Origin of the sequence: Sorangium sp. So ce1036 (assembly GCF_051369805.1) — a bacterium.
In the GTDB taxonomy this organism is placed as follows: domain Bacteria; phylum Myxococcota_A; class Polyangia; order Polyangiales; family Polyangiaceae; genus Sorangium; species Sorangium cellulosum_F.
The window spans coordinates 2,360,430-2,377,538 of sequence record NZ_JBBMOX010000001.1 but is presented as its reverse complement, the minus strand read 5'-3'; the positions used below and the strand labels follow the sequence as shown (position 1 = coordinate 2,377,538).

Genomic DNA, 17,109 nt, shown 5'->3' with positions numbered 1-17,109 from the left:
GCAGCTAAGCACCGCTCGCCGGAGGGATCCAGCGGGCAAACCCGGTGGGGATGACCGGGTCCCGGGCCGCGTCAAGGGGCCGCGTCCGTCCCTCGGCCCGCGACCCCGCGGTGCGCTCTCGAGGCAGCCGAGGCGCCTCGCCCGATCGTCGGCCCGCTCACCGCTCGCGCGGGGCGAAAACGCCGACAGGGGCGCTACACTCCCGCCCGATGTCAGCCTCACGATCCTGTAGCGAGCGAGCGGCGGAGCGCCGCGAGGCGTGCCCCGCGCCGCAGCCCAAGCGCGTCGTCGATGACGAGGACGAGCGCGAGCACGACGACGACAAGCTGCTCGACCTGCCGCCGCTCGGGCACGACGACGACGAGGAGGACGAAGAGAGCTTCGAGGACCTCCTGCAGACGGTCGACGACGCCGAGGGCGGCCTCGACGACGTGAACGCGAGCGACCTCGAGATCGGCGTCGAGCTCTCCGTCGACGAGGACCGCGCGGCCGGGGAGGACGAGCCCACGGACGAGGGCGTCGACGTGGGCGCGCTCCACGAGGGGATCGACGACGCCGGGGCCGGCTCGTGGCTGGCCGACGAGCCGATCGATCCCGGCGAGGGCGATCACGACGACCTCGACGAGGGCGGCGGGGCGCACGGCGACGACGGCGGCGCCGAGGGGACCGGAGAGGATCCGTCGGACGACGTGGACGAGCGCGAGCTGCCCGCGCTCGACGCGGACCAGGACGGCGTCTACGAGGGCGAGGACCTGCTCGCCGAGCTGCCCGACCTCGCCGACGATCAGCCCCCGGGCTGGGACGCGCTGCCGTGGGTCGTCGTCGAGGGCGCCGGCGCGGCCGTCCCGTGCAGCACGCTCGCGGTCGCGGGCGGCTACGTCGTCGCCGGCGGGGCCTGCGACGCCGCGCTGACGAGCGAGCCGGCCGCGCGGCCAGGCGGCCGCCCGCGACGCGCGGACCGGACCGGGGGCGATCGCGGGACCGTGCTCGTCGTCGATCCGGGCGCGCTGCCCGCGCGCCGCGCCGGCATCGACGCCTCGGCGGCCTCGATCGCGCTGACGGACGGCGCGCTGCTCATCGCGACGCGGCGCGGGAACCTGCTCTTCAGCGAGGACAGGGGCAAGACGGCGAGCCCGCTGGGCGCGTGGGGCTCGGGCGGGGCGCAGGTGACGCTCGCGACCACGCCGGGCCGGCTGTGGGTGCTGTCCGGCAAGACGCTGTGGTCGCCCGCGGCGGGCGCCGTCGCCCACTCGCTGGACGCCGGCGCCAGCGCGGCGGCGGGCGCGCCGCGCCGCGACGCGGGCGCGGCGCCGCCCCGGGCCTCGCTCTCGCCCGGGCCCGCGGTGCGGGACAGCGTGCTCCGGATGAGCGCGAGCGGGGGGGTGATCGTGGCGCTCACGAGCGCGCCGTCGGGCCCGCAGCTCGAGCGGCTCCGCGGCGACGACGAGGGCTCGCCGCTGCTCCCGCTGTCCGGCGCGGCGCGGCGCGCCGCCGAGGCCAACGACGGCCAGCTCGCGGCGGCCGCCGGCGGCCGCGCCCTCGCGCTCTCCGGCGCGGGGCTCCTCTGCGTGTCCCGCGACGGGGGCGAGACCTTCCGCGTGCTCGAGGGCCTCCCCCCGGTCGTCGCGCTCGCCTTCGCCGGCGATCACAAGGCCGCGCCGCTGCTCGCGCTCGTCGCCCGCGAGGGCGAGCGCCGCGCGCAGCTCGTCCACGTGCCGGCGAGCGCCGCGCCCACGCTGGTCGCCGAGATCGGGGCGGCGCCCCACGGCGAGCTCGAGGAGGAGCCCGCGTCCCCGGGCGCGGCGGCGCTCGCCTGGGACCCGTCCCGCGAGGTCGTGTGGGTCGCGTGCTGGGCGGGGCTCCTGGCGCTCTCCCGGCAGCGCAAGCACTGATCGCCGCGGGCGACCGCGGGCGCCGGTGACCGCCACGGGCGCCGGTGGGTGGGGCCCCCCTGGGGGCTCCCCTCCGGGGCTTGCGTTCCGGCGGGCCCCTTTCGTGGCCCGCCTGCACTCCAGCCCCTCCGGGGAGCCCCCAGGGGGGCCCCACCCACCGGCGCCTGCTCAGCCCGCGACGAACGACGCGTGGAGCAGCCGCTGCGCGGCCTCGGCCTCCGCGGCGCCGACGAGGGCGCCGAGGCGCAGCGGCCCCGCGACCGTGAGCCGGGGCGCGATGCCGGCGCGCGAGAGGACCTCCACGAAGCGGATCAACGGCTCCGCCGTCGCGGCGAGGCCGTCGCCGACGACGCTGACGGACGCGAGGCCCTCCACGAGCTCGAGCGACGGCAGCAGCGCGGCGAGCGTCCGCCTCGCCCCCTGCCAGTCGGGCACGTTGAGGAGCGGGATCACGAGCGCCCCGCCGCCGTCGCCGAAGGAGAGATCCCGGAAGCCGATCCCGAGCTCGCCGGCCGCGCGGAGGACCTCGTCGAGCCGGTGCCCGCCGCGGGCGCGCGCGAGCACGACGTTGCCCTCGGCGACGACCGCGCGCGCCCGCGACGCCTGGGCGCCCGCCGTGGACCTGCGCACCACGGTCTCCCTCGCGCCGGGGCCGGCGTCGAAGGTCGAGCGCGCGTAGAGCGCGACACCGGAGCGCCGCGCCCACTCGACCGCCTGCGCGCAGACGACCTTGGCGCCGCACTCGGCCATCTCCTGGAGGACCGCGCAGTCGAGCTCGGGCAGGTGGCGCGCGTCCGGCACGACCCGGGGATCGGCCGAGTACACCCCGTCGACGTCGCTGTAGATCTCGCAGCGCTCGGCGCCGAGCGCGGCCGCGAGCGCCACGGCGGTGGTGTCGGAGCCGCCGCGGCCGAGGGTCGTGATCTCGCGGCGGTAGCTCATGCCCTGGTAGCCGGCGACGATGACGATGCGGCCGCGGGCGAGCTCGTCCTCGATCCGGAACGGGCGGACCTCGATGATCCGCGCGTCGAAGTGGCGGTCGTTCGTGAGGATGCCGGACTGCGATCCCGTGAACGAGATCGCCTCGAAGCCCCGGGCCTGGATGGCGATCGAGAGGAGCGCCATCGAGACGCGCTCGCCGGTGGAGAGCAGCATGTCGAGCTCGCGCCGCGGGGGATCCGCGGGCGCGGCCGCGCCCGCGCTCGCCGCCTGCCGGGCGAGGGCGAGCAGGCCGTCGGTGGTCTTGCCCATCGCGCTGACCACGACCACGACGTCGTGGCCGGCGCGCCTGGCGGCGACGACGCGATCGGCGACCCGGCCGATCCGGTCGACGTCGGCGACCGACGATCCGCCGTACTTCTGCACGAGGATCGGCCGCCCCGCCCCCCGGGGCGAGGCGCCGGGCTCGCGCGGCGAGCCCTCCTGCTGGACGCGATCCGCCGTCTTCTCGGCCATGCTGCACCTCCGGGCGCGGCGCGTGCTGCGCCGCGGGATCCGGCTATCACGGGCGCGGCGGGCGGGCCAAGCGCGCGGCGCCCGCGCCCGGGGGTGGTGGCCACGCTCGGGGGCTCCCCGGAGGGGCTGGAGTGCAGGCGGGCCACGAGAGGGGCCCGCCGGAACGCAAGCCCCGGAGGGGAGCCCCCGAGCGTGGCCACCACCCCCGGGCGCGGCTCAGGTCGGCTCGCCGTGGAGCAGCATCTCGTAGAGCTCGGCCTCGGCGTCGCGCCCCTCGCGCCGCGCCGCCGCGGCGAGCCGCGCGAGCACGTCGCGGCGGCGCGGCGCGACCTCCTGCCGGGCGGCCTCGTCCCCCTCTTCCATGCGCGCCGAGAGCAGCGCGAGGAGATCGAGATCGCGGCCGAGCCGCGCGAGCACGTCGGCGAGCGCCATCGCCACGCCGTGGTCGGTGGGGTCGGCGCGGAGCCGATCCGCGAGCCGGTCGGCCAGGAGCTCGTCGTCCATGCCGAACGCGCGGGCGAGCGGCGCCTGCCCCTCCGCCAGCGTGACGCTGGGGGGCACGTACGCGCCCGGATCGGTGGACGTGGCCGACCCCTCGAACGTGGGCATGTCCTCCACCTGCCCGCGGTCGACCGGCGCGGGGGTGGCCGGCGCAGCGGCTCCCGGCGCGGGGACGGCCGGCGCCGGGGCGATCTCCACCGGCCCGGGCGGGGCGGTTCGCCGGCGCGGCACGTCCACGTGGACCTCGATGCGCTCCGCGGCCGCGGGGGGCCGCGAGGCGGGGCGCGCGGCCGCCGCCGGCGGGGGCGCGAGCTCGCCCGAGACGCGACGGAAGGCGGCGCGGATGCCCGGATCCCGCGGCCGGAGGCGCAGCGCCAGCCCGAGGTGGCGCTGCGCCGCGAGGAGATCGCCCCGGCCTCGCTCCTCGATCTCGGCGGCCTCGGCGAGCATGGCCGCGACCGCGGCGGGGTCGTCGAACGCGGGCGCCCGCCGCGGGCCCCGCCCGGGCCCCGCCTCGTCGGCGGCGCGGCCGTGCAGCGCGAGCTCCACCGCGTCGCGCAGCCGCCCGAGCGCGACCGACGCGCCCCCGAGGTCGCCGAGCTCGGCGCACCAGCGGCCCTCGAGCAGCCGCGCCTCGAGCGCCTCGGGCGCCTCGGGCGGGATGCCCCGCACGCGCGCGACCGCCGCCGGGCGATCGTCGGCGAGCTCCGCCAGGCCGCGGGCGAGCTCCAGGTCGAGCGCGCGGACCGGGGCGCCCTCCCCCCGCCCGCGCGCGATGAGCGCGCGCGCGCGGGCCAGCAGATCGAGGGCGCGCCGCCCCTCCCCGGCCGCCCGCAGCGAGCGCGCGAGGCCCGCGACCGCCTCGGGGCTCTCCGGCGCGTAGCGGAGCGCCCGCTCGAAGAGCGCCCGCGCGTCGGCCACGTGGCCGCGCGCGAGGTACGCCTCCGCGGCCCGGCGCCACACGGCGTGGCGCGCCTCGGCGCCGCGCGCCGCCGCCTCGAGGTGCTCGGCGTCCGCCAGCGCGCCGCGCGCGTCCGCGACGTCGAGCCGCGCCTCGAGCCGCGCCCAGCGCAGCGCCTCGAGCCCGGGCGCGCGCGCCACGCCGAGGTCGAGCGCGTCGAGGCGCACGTCGATCGCGTCGGTGAGCGCCGCCGCGCGGAGCCACGCGAGCGCGGCGAGCGGGCCGTAGGGCTCCGCGTGCGCGGCGCGGGTGAGCGCCGAGAAGGCGCCGTCGCGATCGCCGACCGCCTCGAGGAGCGCGCCGCCGAGGAGGCCGGCGTCCACGGCGGGCATGGCCTCGACGACGGTCGAGAGCGCGCCCTCGGCGCGGTCGCCGATCACGAGGTCGAGCCAGGCGAGGCGCGAGGAGATCTCCGGGTGCCGCGGGGCGCGCTCCAGCGCGGCGAGGTAGAGGCGGCGCGCCTCGTCGAGATCGCCCTCGAGCGCGGCGCGATCGGCGGCGCCCGCGAGCTCGGCCGCCTCGAGCGCCCGGAGCGCGCGCTCGTGGAGCGCGGGCGGCGCCTCGCCCTGCGCGCCCTCGACGCGGAAGCGGCCGGCCTCCGAGGCGACCGCCGCCCACCGCACCCCCGCGACGGCGGGCGCCCTCGCGCCGGCCGCGGGGAGGAGCCTGCGGACGATCTGCTCCACGGCGCGGTCCAGGACGACGGCGCCCTCGACCAGGCGCCCGTGGTCGTCCGCCATCAGCGCGAGCGCGCGGAGCGCGAGCGCGTGCGGCGGGGCCCCGAGGCCGACGCCGCGGGCGCGCTCGGGCATCAACCGGAGCGCGCGCTCGCCGGGCGCGACGGCGACGTCGAACGCGAGCGCCGCCTCGCCGGCCCGCAGCGCGACCAGCGCGCCGGCCTCGATCGGCGCGATGAGGAGCTGCGGCGCGCCGTCGCCGAGGAGGCCCCGGAGCCGCGGCGCGACCCAGGCGGTGAGGTCGGTCGCGCGCGCCTCGACGGCGAGCCGGGCGAGCTCACCGCGCCGGTGCCGGAAGCGCGCGACGCCGCCGGAGAGGTCGACGGGGAACCGGATCCCGGGGAGCCGCACCACGAGCTCGGTCACGCGGAGCGGGCCGAGCGCGAACGGCTCGCCGAGCTCGATCCCCAGGGCGCCCTTGCTGACGGCGAGCCGGAGGACAGGGCGGTCGTCGGGCGGGCGCGGGGCCGCGCCGCCTCCGGGCGCGAGCGCGCGGAGCGACGGCGAGGGGCCCAGCGCGCGCGCCGACCGGCCGCGCTTCTGTCCAGCAGCCATGCCGGGCAAGGCTACCAATCCTGCGGCAATTCAGGCGAGTTCGCGGCAAGGGGCGCGGCCAGCGCGGCGAGGGAGCGAGGCCGGCGCGGCGAGGGGGCGGCCGGCGGGGGTGACGGGGTATCTTGGCTGAAGGTGGGGTCTTTTGAACCGTCAAGGCGCCGAGGACGCCAAGAAAAACACAAAGATCTTGGCGTCTTGTGGCGCCTTGGCGGTTCCGGTGTCCCCGCAGGGTTGGGGCAAGTACCCCACTCCCCCGACGGGCGGGTCAGACGTCGCCCTTGGCGAGCTTGTCCTTCATCTTCTGGATGAGCGCGGGGAACCCGTCCTTCTTGATGATCTTGGTGAACTGCGCGCGGTAGCTCCCCACCAGGCTGACGCCCTCGGTGATGATGTCCTGCACGCGCCAGGTGTCCCCGCTCCTGGCGAGCTTGTAGGCGATCTCGACCGGCTCCTCGCGCGCGTCCGTCCTGGAGACCGCCCTGGTCTTGACCGTCAGGGCGCCGTTGCTCTCCTTCTCGCCGAGGTACTCGATGTTGAAGTTCAGCGTCTTCTTCAGGTTGCGCTCGTACGACCTGCGCACGAGCTGCTTGAGGAGCTCGGTGAACTGGCGCTTCTCGGCGTCGCTCCGGGCGGCCCACTCGCTGCCGAGCGAGCGCTCGGCCAGCGTGTCGTAGTCGAGCATCTCGTCGAAGATCACGCCGATCTTCTTCTGGCTCTCCCCCCCTCCCCGCTTCAGGAGGTCGAACAGGGCCGTCTGCTTGGCCTTGACGACGTCCGTGGCCGGTCCGGCGCTCGCGGGGCTCACCTGGCCGAGCGTGAGCGCGAGCAGCGAGAACGTCGCCGCGAAGAGGTGGTTCATCCTGCGTGTCACGTATGCTTCTCCTTCTTTCCTGCGAGCCGAGCGGAGCCCGGGTCGCTTGTAACGCTCGCCCAGCCCCCACGCAAACGGCCTGCCGGGTCGGACGGCGCCTCCGCGGCCCGGCGCCGTCCGGTCCCTGCTCTCCACGAACGCCGCGAAAAGAGACCGGAATCCGCCAGCCTGCCCCGGTCTCCAGGCGGGAAGACGAGCCGCCCCGCGGCGCTATTCACGCCCGGAGCGGGCTCGGCCGGAGATCCAGCGGGAGTCGACCGGGGCGCGGTGTGAACGCGGCGCCACGTGCCCGGTGTGGCCGGTGACGCGCTCCTGCTGGCCCGCGGCGGGGATCCGCACCCGGAACGCGGTGCCCTCGCCCTCGCGGCTGTCCACCTCGATCGTGAAGCCGTGATCGTCGAGGATCCGCTTCACCACCGCCAGGCCGATGCCCATGCCGTGCGCGCGGGTCGTGAAGAACGCGTCGAAGAGCCGGTCGCGGGCGCCCGCGGGGATCCCTCGCCCCTGGTCGCGGATCTCGAGGAGCCAGGCGCCCGCGTCGCGCCACAGGCGCACGGCCACGACCGAGCCCGCCGAGCTCGCCTGGATCGCGTTCCGCACGAGGTTCCAGACGACCTGCCGCATCTGGGCGGCGTCGGCGCTCACGGGCGCGGACGCCGGCCCCTCGAAGCGGACCTCGACGTCGCCGCCGCGCCCCGATTGCCCGGCGAGCACGACCACGTCGCGCGCCGTCGCCGCGAGGTCCACCTCCTCGAGCGCCGGCACCCGCGGGCGCGACAGGTCGAGCATGTCGCCCACGAGGTCGTTCAGCCGGGCGGTCTCGCGCTGGATGATCTCGCAGAGCATCCTGTCCTCGTCGGAGAGGGTGCCGCCCGTCCGCAGGAGCTCGATGGAGCCCGCGATCGAGCCGAGCGGGTTGCGGATCTCGTGGGCCAGCCCGGCGGCGAGGCGGCCCAGCGCCGCGAGCCGCTCGGCCTGCTCCGCCCGCGCCGTGGCCTGCACGAGGCGGCCGCCGGTCGTGCGCAGCCGCTCCGCGAGGTAGCTCGCGAGCAGCGTGACGACCATGATCGCGAGCAGGTTGACGAACAGGGGGTACCTGAGCTCGTCCCAGTGCGTCACGTACGCCCCCGCCGGCTGGTCGGGCGGCACGCCGAGGAGGTGCAGCCCGAGCGCGGCGCACAGGACGAGGTACGCGGTCGCGCCCGACGCCGCGGCGACGATCGCGCCGGGGAGGCCGAGGAGGATCGCCCCCGTCAGGCAGGTGAGCCCGTAGAGCGACGTCGCGCCGCTCGTGGCGCCGCCCGTGATGTAGACGAGCGCGGTCCAGGTGATCTGGTCCGTCACGAGCTGCGCCCGGGCGATGACGCGGAGGGCGCGGTTCATGCGCAGGAACACGGCGTAGATCCCCGCGACGCCGTAGGCCGCCGCGACGGTGACGAGCGCGACGATGCTGGAGAAGCCCCCCGGGGTGAAGCCGCCGAGGTACACGGCCGCGGTCACGATCAGGAAGACCGTGAGCACGACGAGGCGCAGCGCGATCAGCCAGGTGAGCCGGCTCGCGAGCGGCGCCTCGGCGGCGCCCGGCTCCCGGGGCGCCGCGGCCGGCGCGCCCGGGGGCGGCCCCGCCGCGGCCTCGCTCCGCGCGCCGGCCTCGCCGCCCGGGCTCGCCGGGGGGGCGGCGGACGGCGGCGTCACTCCGCCCTGATCTTGCCGGCGAGATCGAAGATCGGCAGGTACATCGAGACGAGCACGATGCCGACCATGCCGCCGACGACGACCATGAGGAGCGGCTCGAGCAGCGACGTCAGCGCGGAGACGGCGACGTCGACCTCCTCCTCGTAGAAGTCGGCGATCTTGTTCAGCATCGTGTCGAGCGCGCCGGTCTGCTCGCCGACCGCGACCATCTGCACGACCATGCCGGGGAAGACCTGCATCTCGCCGAGCGGCTCGGCCAGGTTCCTCCCCTCGGAGATCTTCTGGCGCGAGTACATGAGGCCCTCCTCGACGACGACGTTGCCGGCGGTCTTCGCGACGATGTCGAGCGCGTCGAGGATGGGCACGCCGGAGCCGAGCAGGGTGCCGAGCGTGCGCGAGAAGCGCGCCACGGCGATCTTCTGCATCACCGGGCCGAGGATCGGGACGCGGAGCAGGACGCGGTGGACGACGCGCTTGCCGGCCGGCGAGCGGTAGAAGTAGGTCGCGCCGATGACGGCCGCGATCGTCATCGTGATGGTCACCGGGAGGTACGTGACGAACGCCTTCGACGCCGCGATGACGATCTTCGTGAGCTGCGGGAGCGCGTCCTTGGCCCCGAACTCCGCGAACATCGACTCGAACGACGGGATGACGAACGACATCAGCACGACCATCACGACGATCATGATGAGGATGACGGCGATCGGGTACGCGAGGGCGCCGCGCACCTGGCGCGCGAGCTTGACGCGCTTCTCGATGTAGACCGCGAGGCGGTTCAGGATGCTGTCGAGGATGCCGCCCACCTCGCCGGCCTGGACGAGGTTGACGAACAGGTCGTCGAAGATCTTCGGGTGGCGCCGGAGCGCGTCGCTGAAGGTGGCGCCCTGCTCGACGGTGTTCTTGATGTCGCGCAGCGCGGCCTGGAAGACCTTGTTCGGCTCCTGGTTCGAGAGGATCTCGAGGCACTGGACCAGCGGGAGGCCGGCGTCGATCATCGTCGCGAACTGGCGGATGAACTTGACGAGGTCCTTGGCATCGACGCCCGAGCCGATGGTCAGGTTGAAGCTGAGCTGCGCCGCCTTCTTCTTGACGCGGGTCGGGCTGAGCTGCTGGGCGCGGAGCCGGTTCTGCACCGCCGCCTCGTTCTCGGCTTCCATGGTGCCCTTCCGGATCTCTCCGGTGCGGCCACGCGCCTCCCACACGAACTCCGCCATAGTGCCTTCGGTCTTCTCCCTGGCCCGCGACGGGCGAGCCGACGCGCCGGGGTGGCCCCGCCTCGGGGAACGCCAGGATAAAGTTCCGGGTGGTCCAGGGTCAAAGACGGTGGAGCGATCGCCCTCCAAGGGGTGGGCGGGTGCGAGGAGGGGCGGGTGCGAGGAGGGGGCGTGAGGTGAGGTCGTGCCAAGGCGCACGCGCCGGCGGGGGTCTCCGCGCGGCGGGGGCGGGCGGGCGCTCGGCCATCCGCCAAGACCGGGACCTGGGAGCTTGCGCTGAGAACACCGCCCGGCATGTCTCCCTTCGGGCCTCGCCTCCTGAGACGTTTCGTCGCGCGCCACACGAGGCGCGCCTGAAACCTCGAGCCCCCTGAAACCTCATGGCACCTCGGTCGGTGCTCGCCGCGCCCGCCCGCCCCCGCCGCGCGGAGACCCCCGCCGGCGCTCACGTCGAGCCGCGAGAACCCGGCCGACGCTCACGTCGAGCCGGGGGAACCCCGCCGGCGCTCACGTCGAGCTGGTCGAGCCGATGGCTCGCCAGGGGCCGGGGAGCAGGACGCCACGCGCTCGACTGTCCTGATGTGGGCCGCTGGCACGGATCGGTACACTTCGTCCATGGACGCCGGAGTGTGCCATCTGGACATCGGAGTGTGTCATCTGGACATCGAAGTGTGCCATCTGGACAGCAGGTCGGAGCATCCGGACACTGGTTTGTGCCATCCGGACGCCGGACTGCCCCACCCGGATGCTGGGCGGTGCCATCCGGACCTGCCATGGAACCACCTGGGCGGCACAGCCGCAGCACCAGGATGTGCGATGGCGCTCGCTGTCGGGGGAGCGTGGCATCCGATCCGCGTGGGCAGCGCCCCCTGGTGTCGAGGACGACCGAGCGTCAGCCGCGCTTCACAACCGGCACCAGATGCTGCCGCACCTCGCGCACAAAGCGTGTGAGGCCACAGGATGCGCCGCGGGACTCGAGGCGCTCGACGGGCGCGTCGGCCCAGCGCGCACCGGCGTCTCGCCCCGTGGCCGTCAGCGCCGCCAGCACCCGCTTGGCGTCCTTGCGATCCGCCTCGTTCTTCGAGGTGAGTCGCTCCGGCTTCGCGCAGGGGTCGAAGTGGAGCTCGCCGCAGAGAGCGGCGAGGCGTTGGCGCTCCGAGTCGTCCTCCGGGTCCCACGCCGCCACCAGCCAGGCCTCAACCTCGGGCTCAGCAAGCGCGCCGACGACGACCTCGAACGGCCACGTTCTCTTGCTGTCGGCTGCAGCCTGGGCAAAGCCCTCGGCGCGCTCTGGCCTGCCGTCCAGATCCCGTGCGATCACCACCGCCCTCGGGGGCTCGTCCTCCTCGGCGAAGAGCAGGAGCACGGCTCGATGCATGTGCGCGTCCTCTTCGCCCGGAACCCCTCCGAAACTACCGAAGATGCGGAGCCCGCGCTCGCGAGCGAGGCGCGCGGCGCCGTGGAGATCGAGCCAGCAGGCCCCCTCCACGCCTCGCCAGCTCCGGCACGGGGACAGGGGATCCTCCATCGACCCCCGACACGCCTCGAAGGTCTCTGCCACCCACGCGATCCCGTCGATGAGCATGCGGTCCACGAGGGACTTGATGATCCGTGTATCGCCTTCGCTCTCCGCGGCGATCCCGATGGCGACGGGACTCACTCTCGCCCCTCGCTCACCCACCCCTCCCCGACGAGGCTCCACAGCTCGCCAGGACGGAGATACCCGCCGCGCTTCTTCGCTGTCGGGTGCTCGTCGAGTCGGCGCAGGGCCGAGCCCCGTTCACCATCGCGGCTCATCACGAAGACCTCCTCCATGCGTAGCTCGTCGAGGAGGAACGGCGAGTGGCTCGTCGCCACGATTTGCAGGTGGGGCGTCGCCTCGAGGACGCCACGGAGGTACGCGACGAGCTTGCGCTGCGCAACGGGGTGCAGCGCCTTGTCCAGGTCGTCGAGCAGGACGAGGCTCGGCGCGTTGAAGCGCACCACCGTGATGAGCCCGAGGGCGAGCAGGGTCCCTTCGGAGAGCTGGTCGGCAGGCACCCACCCCAGCCCCTCCCACTCGACCTCGACGCGGGCGCCGGTGCGGTCGTGCACCTGCTCGGCCCAGAAGTCCTGGCCACCGACGGAGATCCGTTGCTTCTCCCGGCGCCGGACACGGGCGGGGAGCGCGCGGATACGCCGCGCGCCGGGGACGATCGTCGCCAGATCCCGTTCGATCGATTCCAGGGTTCCGTCGCGCAGCCCCTGCAGGTACTGCAACACGGAAGCCAGCCCCTCACCGTCGTGTCCGACGCCTGGGATCTCCTCATCGGAGTAGTGCTCCGCGGCGAGCGTCTCGGCGTGGAGCTTGAGCCGGACGACCGAGCCGAGCTTCGCCTTGCGGGGGCCTTCAAAGAAGCTCTGTTCTTCCTTCTGGTCGTCGCAAGGCAGACTGAGCTCCGTCTCCTGCCCTTCCTTGCCGAACCACAGGTGCCCCCACTCAGATCCCGGCTCCCTGTCCGGGGTCCCTCCGCGAAGCAGACGAAGACGGAACCGCCTTCCGTCCTCCAGGACGGCCTCCAGCTCGAGCTCGGTGGCGTCCGGCTTCGCGACCAGGTCGTCCACCGCGCCCTTGCCCCTGAAGAGCGCCCCCGAATGGATGGTCGCGGCCCCCCCGGGCTTCGCGGCGGCAAGCTGGAGCAGGTAGTGCATCCCCTCCAGCACGGTGCTCTTGCCCACGGCGTTCGGGCCGACCAGCACGTTGAGCCGACCGAGAGGCAGCCTCACGTCTCGAAGCAGCTTGAAATTTTTGAAGTTTGCTTCCGCCAGCATCGCCACCCTCTCGTTAGCCCGAGAACAGCGCTGGGTACAGAAGCCTCCCCGCGCCGCTCCGACGCATCGCCGTGAGCCAGCAGGCCATCGGCCCGCATGATCAGCCTCCGCCAGCCCTCGGGCGCACCCCCTCGCGCGATGTGCCGGGCGGACGCGGGCCGGTCCGTCGCCCATGACCGCGCTCCCCGGCATCGCCCGGCGAGCAGCCCTAGCCGTGCCCCCGCTCCGCCACGTAGCGGACCGCGCCGTGCACCTCGCGCAGGAGCGCGCCTTGCCGGCGCTCCACGCGCACGAGCTCCTGGTGGCCCTCCCACGCGCCGACCGGCGCGACCAGCACGCCGCCCTCGGCGAGCTGCTCCTCCAGCGCGGCCGGCGCGTCGGTCAGCGCGTACGTGATCGCGACCTTCCACGGCCTCGCAGGCGGCGACGAGCGAGCGTCCGTGAGCACGCGCTCGGCGAGCGCCCGGCCGTCGCCGCACAGGAGCGTGACGCTCGCGTCGTCCCCGGTCGCCGCGACGCCGCTGCTCGCGGTCGCCGCGCCCAGCGCGCCCTCGTCCAGGCGCGCCGGCCGCGCGCCGAGGAGCCGCGCCGCCCGCTCGTACAGGACGCCGTCGATCTCGATCGAGGTGACATGCCCCGCCGGGCCGACGATGCGCCGCGCGAGCGCCGCCCCGTAGCCGGTGCCCGTGCCGAGCTCGAGGAGGCAATCGCCCGGCGCGAGGCCCAGGAGGCTGTACGTGAGCAGGTAGGCGTGCGGCGCGCTCACCGTCGCCTGCCCCGCACGATCGAGCGGCAACGGCGTGTCGTCCGCCGACGCCGCGATGTCCTCCGGCAAGACGAAGCGCTCGCGCGGCGTGAGCAGGATCGCGTCGAGGTAGCGCGCCGAGAACGCGAAGCGGCGCGCGAGCTCCGCCACGAGCGGCGCGCGCGCCACCCGCCCCGCCCCGGCGAGCTCGACGTCCTCCGCGATGACCGCGTCGAGCTCCTCCGGGACCCTCGCCCAGCGATCCGCCCGGCGCGCGTCGTACCGCGCCGCGAGCGAGGCGAGCGCCGCAACCGCAGCGCGAGGATCGGTGCCCGTGGAGGACGTCACGGCGAGATCCTGAAGCAGGGCCGCGCGCTCCGCCCGATCTTTCACCGCGCGCTCCGCCCCATCGCTCGGGGATCCGTCCAGCAGTCTCCCCGGGTCCCCTCCGGCCCGCGCCAGAGCTCGTTTGACACGGACGCGCCCGTCTCCTCATCCTCGGCCATGCAACCGTTCACGTCGTCATCGTCATCGACATCGACCGGCGTCGTCGATCTCTCGCCGGTCGCACAGATCGCCGTCTCGGCGCACCGCGCGGCGCCCTGCGCATGCGTCGCCGCGGCCGTGCGCGCCCGCGACCATGTCCGGTACGGGCTCGGCGCCGCGGGGCGGCTGTGGCTCGAGGCGAGCCCGCCGGCCGGCGCGGGCGGCGCGGCCCCGCCCGAGGCGACGGTCGACGCGATCTTCGATCTCGCGTCGGTGAGCAAGCCGCTCACGGCGCTCGCGTTCGCCCGGCTCGCCCGCGCCGGCAAGCTGCGGTTCGACGAGCCGCTCGCGGAGGTGCTGCCCGAGCTCGCGGACACGCGGTCGGCAACCGTGCCGCTCGAGCTCTTCGCCGCGCACCGCGCCGGCCTCGAGGCGCACCGGAGGCTCCATCCGCCCGACGACTGCGGGCCCATCGATCCGCTCGGCGCGCTGCGCGTCTGCGCGGACGCGCGGCGCGATGGGTGCGCGGGAGCGCCGCCGGCCGGGGGGTTCCCGCCGGTCTACAGCGATCTCGGCTACCTGCTCCTCGGCGCCGCGGTCGCGCGGCGCGGGGGGGCCGAGCTCGACGAGATCGTCGAGCGCGAGGTGACCGGGCCGCTCGAGATCGCCATCGCGTCGGCGCGCGCGCACCGGCGGCGCGATCCGCGCTTCGACGAGCGCGTCGTCCCCACCGAGGAGGTCGCGCTCCGCGGGGGCGTGATCCGCGGGGCGGTGCACGACGACAACGCCTGGGCGATCGCGCAGGGCGGGACGGCCGGGCACGCGGGGCTCTTCGGGGACGCGCTCTCCGTGGCGCGGCTCGGGGTCGCGCTGCTCGAGGCGCTCGCGGGCGAGCGCCCGGAATGGCTCTCGCGCGACGAGCTCTGGGAGCTCGTGAAGCCGCGGCCGGGCGGGTCGCTGCGCGCCGGGTTCGACGGCAAGAGCGGCGAGACGCCGAGCGCCGGCGCCCGGTTCGGCCCGCGGACGTTCGGCCACCTCGGGTTCACGGGGACGAGCCTCTGGATCGATCCGGACGCGGAGCTCGTCGGCGTGATGCTCACCAACCGGGTCCACCCGACCCGCGCCTCCGACGCGATCCGCCGCGCGCGCCCCGCCACCCACGACGCCCTCGCCGACGCCATGACGCCGCGCGGGCCGCGATGACCGGCGGCCCACGACGCCCTCGCCGACCGCCATGACGCCGCGCAGCCCGCGATGACCGATGGCGCACCGCATCGAGCCCCGCGTGTTCGTGGGCCGCCGCCCTCCGGTGCTAGGCTGCCGCGGTGTCCCCCGGCACCCCCGAAGAGCTGGTCTCATCCCCCGGGCTGCTCCGCGCGCCGGTCGAGCCAGCTCGCCCGCAGGTCGAGCCAGCGCGCGCCTCGGTCGAGCCACCCCGCGCGTCGGTCGAGCCGGCGCGCGCGTCGATCGCGCCGGCACGCGCGCCCTTCGCGCCGCGCCCGGGCGCGAAGCCCCGCTCGTTCCGCCAGAACGCCGCGCAGAGCGGCCGCTTCATCCGCGCCTACTTCACGACGTTCGTCGTCATCGCGAGCTACCTCTGGTTCTTCTTCCTGAGCCGCCTCTTCGGCGAGACCTGGGAGAAGAACCGCGTCGACGAGGTCCACGCGAGGAACGCCCGCCGCATCGAGCGCACCATCGTCGAGCTCCAGGGGCTCTTCATCAAGGTCGGCCAGATGCTCAGCATCATGGCGAACTTCCTCCCCGCGACGCTCCGCGCCGGGCTCGAGGGGCTGCAGGACCAGGTGCCGCCGCGCCCCTACGAGGAAATCGAGGAGCGCATCGCCGAGGAGCTCGGGCGCCCCGTCGACCAGGTCTTCGCCCGCCTGAAGAGGGAGCCGCTCGCGAGCGCGTCGCTCGGCCAGGTCCACGAGGCGTGGCTCATGGACGGCACCCGCGTCGCCGTGAAGGTGCAGCACCGCGACATCGACGAGATCGTCCGCCTCGACCTGCTCACCATCCGCCGCATCATGGCGATCGTCGCGAAGTTCGTCCCGGTGCAGGGGCTCGACGCCTACTACCACCAGATCCGCTCGATGATCCTGGAGGAGCTCGACTTCGTGCGCGAGGCCAGGAACATCACGCGCATCGCCGACAACTTCGCCCGGCAGCCGGGCGTCCGGTTCCCCAGGCCCATCGACGCCTACTGCACGCGCCGCGTGATGACGACGACGTTCGTCGAGGGCATCAAGGTCGGCGACGTCGCCGCGCTCGACGCCCACGGCGTCGACCGCAAGGCGCTCGCCCGCCACATCGTGCAGGTCTTCTGCCAGCAGATCTTCATCGACGGCGTCTACCACGCCGATCCGCACCCCGGGAACATGCTGGTCGGGCCGAGCGGGGAGCTCATCCTGCTCGACTTCGGCGCCGTCGCCGAGCTCTCCCAGGAGATGCGCGAGGGCATCCCCGAGTTCCTCGAGGCCGTCATCCGCCGCGACACCGAGCGCATCGTCAAGGCGCTGCGCAAGATGGGCTTCTTCTCGCGCAGCGACACGCTCGACGTCAGCGAGCGCGTGGTCGAGTTCTTCCACCAGCGCTTCCAGGACGAGGTGAAGCTCGAGTCCTTCAACCTGAAGGACATCAAGCTCGATCCGCAGAAGGGCATCGAGAGCCTCATCGATCTGCGGCGCATGAACATCGGGCTGAAGGAGCTCTCCGGCGCGTTCCACGTGCCGCGCGACTTCGTGCTGCTCGAGCGCACGCTCCTGCTCCTCACCGGGGTGTGCACGCAGCTCGACCCCGACCTCAACCCCATGGACGTCGTGCGCCCCTACCTGCAGGACTTCGTCCTCGGCAGCCGCGACTGGGCCCAGATCGCGCTCGAGGCCGCGAAGGACATGGGGATCAAGGCGCTGACGATCCCCGACGATCTGCGCAAGTACCTCACGCGCGCCAACCGCGGCGAGGCGGAGGTGAAGATCCGCGGCCTCGCCCAGGCCGCGGGGCTGGTCTACACGGGGGTGCGCCAGCTCATCTACGCGGCGCTCGCGATCGCGGCGGGGTTCGCCGGGCTGGAGCTCTACCTCGCTGGCCACGCGGCGCTCGCGCGCTACTGCCTCTACGGCTCGGCGGCGGCGGGGGCGCTGCTCGCCGGGAGCCTCCTGTTCACGAAACGAGGGTGATGCACGC

The 17,109-nt window shown here is 74.7% G+C and carries 11 protein-coding genes; 3 read left to right on the top strand and 8 right to left on the bottom strand.

From position 1 onward, the window contains the following. The first annotated feature begins 209 nt into the window (after positions 1-209). The gene (locus WMF31_RS09055) at positions 210-1,892 is read left to right on the top strand and encodes a hypothetical protein (protein WP_436601544.1); all 1,683 of its coding nucleotides are present in this window, start codon (positions 210-212) and stop codon (positions 1,890-1,892) included. Between the two features lie 168 nt (positions 1,893-2,060). Here WMF31_RS09055 and WMF31_RS09050 read toward each other — a convergent pair whose 3' ends face one another. The 8 genes from WMF31_RS09050 to WMF31_RS09015 all read right to left on the bottom strand — a co-directional run bounded on the left by WMF31_RS09050 (position 2,061) and on the right by WMF31_RS09015 (position 13,785). After that, positions 2,061-3,347, bottom strand: coding sequence for an aspartate kinase (locus WMF31_RS09050; RefSeq protein ID WP_436601543.1), 1,287 nt, complete (start codon positions 3,345-3,347; stop codon positions 2,061-2,063). A 216-nt stretch (positions 3,348-3,563) separates the two neighbouring features. Beyond that, positions 3,564-6,101 carry a tetratricopeptide repeat protein gene (locus WMF31_RS09045; RefSeq protein ID WP_436601542.1) on the bottom strand — a complete coding sequence of 846 codons (2,538 nt, stop codon included), beginning with the start codon at positions 6,099-6,101 and terminating at the stop codon, positions 3,564-3,566. A 265-nt stretch (positions 6,102-6,366) separates the two neighbouring features. Then, positions 6,367-6,972 (bottom strand): MlaC/ttg2D family ABC transporter substrate-binding protein, encoded by a 606-nt coding sequence (locus tag WMF31_RS09040; protein ID WP_242515300.1) that lies wholly within the window; start codon positions 6,970-6,972, stop codon positions 6,367-6,369. A gap of 210 nt (positions 6,973-7,182) precedes the next feature. After that, on the bottom strand, positions 7,183-8,667 hold the full coding sequence (locus WMF31_RS09035; protein ID WP_436601541.1) for a sensor histidine kinase: 1,485 nt from the start codon (positions 8,665-8,667) through the stop codon (positions 7,183-7,185). Continuing rightward, positions 8,664-9,881, bottom strand: coding sequence for a type II secretion system F family protein (locus WMF31_RS09030; RefSeq protein ID WP_436601540.1), 1,218 nt, complete (start codon positions 9,879-9,881; stop codon positions 8,664-8,666). Before WMF31_RS09030 ends, WMF31_RS09035 begins: the two co-directional genes overlap by 4 nt. An 892-nt stretch (positions 9,882-10,773) precedes the next feature. Continuing rightward, positions 10,774-11,247, bottom strand: a complete 474-nt coding sequence (locus WMF31_RS09025; RefSeq protein WP_436601539.1) for a hypothetical protein — start codon at positions 11,245-11,247, stop codon at positions 10,774-10,776. A 290-nt stretch (positions 11,248-11,537) separates the two neighbouring features. Next, a complete protein-coding gene (locus WMF31_RS09020; protein WP_436601538.1) occupies positions 11,538-12,692 on the bottom strand; it encodes an AAA family ATPase in 1,155 nt (384 codons plus the stop codon). Positions 12,693-12,900: 208 nt separating this feature from the next. Beyond that, positions 12,901-13,785 carry a protein-L-isoaspartate O-methyltransferase family protein gene (locus WMF31_RS09015; protein ID WP_436601537.1) on the bottom strand — a complete coding sequence of 295 codons (885 nt, stop codon included), beginning with the start codon at positions 13,783-13,785 and terminating at the stop codon, positions 12,901-12,903. Positions 13,786-13,941: 156 nt separating this feature from the next. Between WMF31_RS09015 and WMF31_RS09010 the strand changes: the two genes are divergently transcribed. Both WMF31_RS09010 and WMF31_RS09005 read left to right on the top strand, forming a co-directional pair. Continuing rightward, on the top strand, positions 13,942-15,126 hold the full coding sequence (locus WMF31_RS09010; protein WP_436601536.1) for a serine hydrolase domain-containing protein: 1,185 nt from the start codon (positions 13,942-13,944) through the stop codon (positions 15,124-15,126). Between the two features lie 122 nt (positions 15,127-15,248). Continuing rightward, entirely contained in the window at positions 15,249-17,102 is a 1,854-nt protein-coding gene (locus WMF31_RS09005; RefSeq protein ID WP_436601535.1) for an AarF/UbiB family protein, read from the top strand. Positions 17,103-17,109 lie beyond the last annotated feature (7 nt).